General features: G+C 69.4%; 2 protein-coding genes and 1 pseudogene. 1 reads left to right on the forward strand and 2 read right to left on the reverse strand.

Annotated features, from left to right (window positions below; all coding sequences use genetic code 11):
• On the forward strand, window positions 1–2,714 hold a 2,714-nt coding region (locus tag FL311_RS41075), incomplete at its 5' end, for a pitrilysin family protein (RefSeq protein WP_141333074.1).
• Between the two features lie 129 nt (window positions 2,715–2,843).
• On the opposite strand, the pseudogene FL311_RS41080 reads toward FL311_RS41075, so the two are convergent.
• Together FL311_RS41080 and FL311_RS41085 are read right to left on the reverse strand one after the other, a co-directional pair.
• Window positions 2,844–2,999 (reverse strand): annotated as a pseudogene (locus tag FL311_RS41080) (ClpX C4-type zinc finger protein); the annotation flags it as partial.
• 438 nt (window positions 3,000–3,437) lie between these two features.
• Window positions 3,438–4,658, reverse strand: coding sequence for a multidrug effflux MFS transporter (locus FL311_RS41085; RefSeq protein WP_141333075.1), 1,221 nt, complete (start codon window positions 4,656–4,658; stop codon window positions 3,438–3,440).
• Between the last annotated feature and the right edge of the window lie 364 nt (window positions 4,659–5,022).

The following is a 5,022-nucleotide window of genomic DNA, read 5'->3' on the forward strand; positions in this document are numbered from 1 at the left end:
CCGCGAAGGCCACCACCCCCGCCCCCAAGGCCGGCTCGCTCTCCCCCGTGACGAGCGTGGAGGGCATCACCGAGTACCGCCTGCCCAATGGCCTGCGCGTGCTGCTCTTCCCCGACCCGACCAAGCCCAATGTCACCGTGAACGTGACGTACTTCGTGGGCAGCAAGCACGAGGGCTACGGCGAGACGGGCATGGCGCACCTGCTCGAGCACCTGCTGTTCAAGGGCACGCCCACCACGAAGAACGTGCCCCAGGCGCTCACCGAGCGCGGCGCCCGGCCCAACGGCACCACGTGGCTGGACCGCACCAACTACTTCGAGACCCTGCCCGCCACCGACGAGAACCTCCAGTGGGCGCTCTCGTTCGAAGCCGACCGCATGGTCAACAGCTTCATCGCGAAGAAGGACCTCGACAGCGAGATGACGGTCGTCCGCAACGAGTTCGAGTCCGGCGAGAACGACCCGGGCAGCATCCTCCAGGAGCGCGTGCTCAGCGCCGCGTACATCTGGCACAGCTACGGCAAGTCGACCATCGGCGCGCGCTCGGATTTGGAGAACGTCCCCATCGACCGGCTCCAGGCCTTCTACCGGAAGTACTACCGCCCGGATAACGCGCTGCTCGTCGTCGCCGGCCGCTTCGACGAGGCCAAGGCGCTGGGCTACATCCAGGACACCTTCGGCAAGCTGAAGAAGCCCGCCGAGCCCGTGCCCGCCACGTACACCGCCGAGCCCACCCAGGACGGTGAGCGCGAGGTGACGCTGCGCCGCGTGGGCGACAACCCCATGCTCGCCAGCGTGTACCACGTGCCCGAGGGCGCCCACCCGGACTTCGCCGCCATCGACGTGCTGACGCTCGCCATGGGGCACAACCCCTCGGGCCGGCTCTACAAGTCGCTGGTGGAGGGCAAGAAGGTCGCGAAGGTGTCCGCGTACAACCTCCAGTTCCGCGACCCGGGCGTCATCGGCTTCAGCGCGGAGCTGCGCGAAGGCCAGCCGCTGGGCCCCGCGCGCGAGGCGCTCATCAAGAACGTGGAGGAGGCCGCTCGCAAGCCCTTCACCGAGGAGGAGGTCACCCGCGCCAAGACGACGCTCCTGAAAATCATGGAGCTGACGCTCAACAACTCCGAGCGCGCCGCCATCGGTCTGTCCGAGTGGGCCGCCACCGGCGACTGGCGCCTGATGTTCCTGCACCGCGACCGCATCGAGGCGGTGAAGCCCGAGGACGTCACCCGCGTCGCCACCACGTACCTCAAGTCCTCCAACCGGACGATGGGCTCGTTCGTGCCGACGGCGAAGCCGGACCGCTCGGAGATGCCGGCGCCGGTGGACCTGGCGAAGGTGCTGGAGGGCTACAAGGGCCGCGCCGCCGTGACGCAGGGCGAGGCGTTCGACCCCTCCCCCGCCAACGTGGAGGCGCGCGTGCAGCGCGGTGAATTGCCCGGCGGCATGAAGTACGCGCTGCTCTCCAAGAAGACGCGCGGCGAGATGGTGAACGCGTCGCTGTCCTTCCACTGGGGCACCGAGGCCACGTTGCGCGGCAAGGCGGACGCGGCGGCGTACACGGGCCGCATGCTGATGCGCGGCACCCAGAAGCGCACGCGCTCGCAGCTGCAGGACGAGCTCGACAAGCTCAAGGCCCGCGTGAGCGTGGACGGTGGGCTGTCCGGAGCCACGGCGAACATCGAGTGCCCGCGCGCCAGCCTCCCCAAGGTGCTGGAGCTGGTGGCGGAGGTGCTGCGCCAGCCCGCGTTCGACGCGAAGGAGTTCGCGCTGCTCAAGCAGGAGCGCCTGGCGGGCCTGGAGGCCCAGCGCAGCGAGCCGGAGACGCAGGGCAGCATCGCCTTCTGGCGCACGCTGTCGGGCCACTACCCGAAGGGCCACCCGTACTACGTGCCCACGCTCGACGAGCGCATCGCGGGCGCGAAGAACACCACGCTCGAGCAGGCGCGCGCCTTCCACAAGCAGTTCTACGGCGGCTCCAACGCGGAGCTGGCCGTGGTGGGTGACTTCGAGCCGAAGGAGCTGACGGGCGTCGCGAGCAAGCTCTTCGGCGGCTGGAAGAGCCCGGCGAAGTACGAGCGCGTGCCGGAGGTGTTCAACGACGTGGGCGCCAAGGCCCTGGTCCTGGAGACGCCGGACAAGGCGAACGCGTACTACTACGCGGGACAGACGCTCCAGCTGCGTGACCAGGACGAGGACTGGCCCGCGCTGATGCTCGGCAACTTCGTGCTGGGCGGTGGGTTCCTCAACTCGCGGCTGGCCACGCGCATCCGTCAGAAGGATGGCCTGTCCTACGGCGTCGCCAGCAGCCTGAACCCCGGTGACATCGACGCGGTGGGCACGTTCATCACGTACGCCATCTACGCGCCGGAGAACGCGGGGCGGCTGGAGCTGGCCATGCGTGAAGAGGTGACGAGCGCGCTGCAGAAGGGCTACTCCGCCGAGGAACTCGAGAAGGCCCGCGCGGGTCTGCTCGAGTACCGTCAGGCGGGACGCGCGCAGGACGGGGGCCTGGCACGCAGGCTCGCCAGCTACCTGTACCTGGGCCGCACGCTCGCCTTCGACGCGGAGGTGGAGCAGAAGCTCGCGAAGCTCAAGCCGGAGGACGTGCGCCAGGCCATGGCGCGACACGTGGACTGGGCGAAGGTCACCCAGGTGAAGTCCGGTGATTTCGTCGGCGCGGAGAAGAAGGCCAAGGTCCCGGTCGCGCAGTGATGACCTGACGACTCGCTCCGCCGAGTCACCCGCCCCGAGGTGCCAGCACGGCGCCTCGGGGTTTTTCATGTCCGCGTGGCGTGAATCAGGAGCGGCGTGGGGTCGGACCTCGGCACCGTCCTATTTCGAGGCGTCTTGCCGCTCCTTCTGGATGATGTCGTTGCACAGGCCCACGCACTCGTCGCAGATCTTCACGTTGATGCCCGCGATGAGATGCCTCACCTCGCGGAAGTACTTCTCGCAGAACGAGCATTGGAGGTTGATGCCGGGACGCGGCCCCTGCATTTCGCTGGCGATGGCGCGGAGCCACGGAACACCCCAGGCCGCCAGTGACTTCTCCTCGTCATAGGGAAGGCCCGGAGCGGAGCGGTCCCATTCGTGGACCATGTTCCTCTCCACGCGGGCCCAGCTCCCATCCGGCGCCACATCCAGGGCCCAGGTCCCGGGCTTGCGTTGCCCGTCCTCGTAGATTCCCAGATGCACCACCCGGTCCTCCGCACCGAGCACCGCATAGAGCCCCTCCTTGCGGTCGAATGAGACGCCCTCCGGCAGACACGAGCGGTCGAGCCTGTCCTTCTTGTCCATGAACTGGCACCTCTTCCCGCGAGGCGGATGGAGGAGCGGACCCACGTCGGTGCGGGAACCCGGCGGTCCACACGCGACGTTAGCCTTTTCAGGTGAGGCTTTCTTGCGACGGGCCCGTGTCCTGTGCGGGCTACGGGCTCACGCCGCCATGGTGGGCTCGGGCTTCGCCGCCCCCGAGCGGTGCCGCAGGAACGCGCACAGCCACGCGAGCGTCGCCGCCGCCGCCAGCACCCCGCCCATGGGACGCGCGGTGCCGTCATCGAGCGCGCTCACCGCCCACGACGCCGTGGCCGCCGCGGCGAACTGGAGCGCACCCAGGAGCGCGGACGCGAGCCCCGCGTGCGCGGCATGTCGCTCCAGCGCGATGGCCACCGAGTTGGGCCCCACCAGCCCAATCGTCGGGACGAACAGGAACAGCGCCGCCGCCAGTCCCCACAGGCCCCCTGCCCCACTCCACGTCACGGCGAAGACGCCCAGCGCCGTGAGCCAGCACCACGTCAATGCCAGACGCAGCATCCGGTGCAACGGGATGACGCCGAGCAGCTTGCGATTGAGCTGCGCCATGGCCACCAGCCCCACCGCGTTGGCGCCGAAGAACCAACCAAAGTCCTGCTCCGGAACACCATGCAGCGTGATGAACACGAAGGGCGACCCCGCGATGTACGCGAACATCCCCGCGTACGCGAAGCCGCCCGCGAGCGCCGGGCCGACGAAGTCCGCGTCCTTCAAGAGCGCCCCCAGTTGCGAGCGCACGCTGCGCGGTCCCGAGTGCGCGGGCGCCGTCTCCGGCAACACCCGCACCGTGGCCACCAGCGCCACCCCGCCGATGCCCGCCAGCAACACGAAGATGGCGCGCCAGCTCGTGTACTGGAGCACCCACCCTCCCAACAGCGGCGCGAGCACTGGCGCCACGCCCACCACCAACATCAACCGCGACATCGTCCGCGCCGCGTCCGCGCCGGACCACAGGTCACGCACCACCGCGCGTGGCGCCACCAGCGCCACCGCCCCACCCAGCGCCTGGAAGAAGCGCATCGCCACCAACGCCGTCGCCGAGGGCGCGAGCGCGCAGCCCAGCGAGCCCAGCACGTACACCGCCAGCCCCACGTACAAGGGCCGCGTGCGTCCGAAGCGGTCAATCAACGGCCCCGTGAAGAGCTGCCCCAGCGCCAGCCCCGCGAAGCACGAGGCGAGCGTGAGCTGGATGACCGAGGCCGACGAGTGCAGGTCCTCCGCGATGCGCGGCAGCGCCGGCAGGTACATGTCGATGGACAGCGGCGCGAACGCGGTGAGCGTCCCCAGCAGCAGCTCCATCGACAACGTGCCCGAAGGGGGTGACTTCTTGGTGAGCGGGTTCATGCCAACTCGAGCGTGAGGCGCGCCCCCATGGGGCGTGCGCGTCCATCGGGGCTCCGGGCCTCGCACGGTCGCTCGCGCGCGGCGCGGGGGACGACCTGTCGAGGAAGACTTCGGAGCGGCGTCATCGTGAGCGGTGTGGATAGCGGCGCGGACGTCGGCTGACCAGCACTCCCCACCGTCAACGGTGTGTTCCCCGCCGGGAACAATCCCAGCCTCCCGAGGACCGGCTTCCTTGGGAAGCGCGACTTCAAAGTGAACATCCGCGACGGCACCATTACGTGTCCTGCTGGCGAGGTGGAGCCCTTCGAGCCCGGCGCCGTCGTGCACTTCGACCCGGAAGCCTGCGGACCATGCAAGCTGCGCC

The organism is Myxococcus sp. AB025B, from assembly GCF_006518215.1.
Classification (GTDB): Bacteria; Myxococcota; Myxococcia; order Myxococcales; family Myxococcaceae; genus Myxococcus; species Myxococcus fulvus.

Excerpts from the sequence above, each read along its gene's own strand:
- FL311_RS41085 (WP_141333075.1), bottom strand. The coding sequence starts at position 4,658 with ATGAACCCGCTCACCAAGAAGTCACCCCCTTCGGGCACGTTGTCGATG.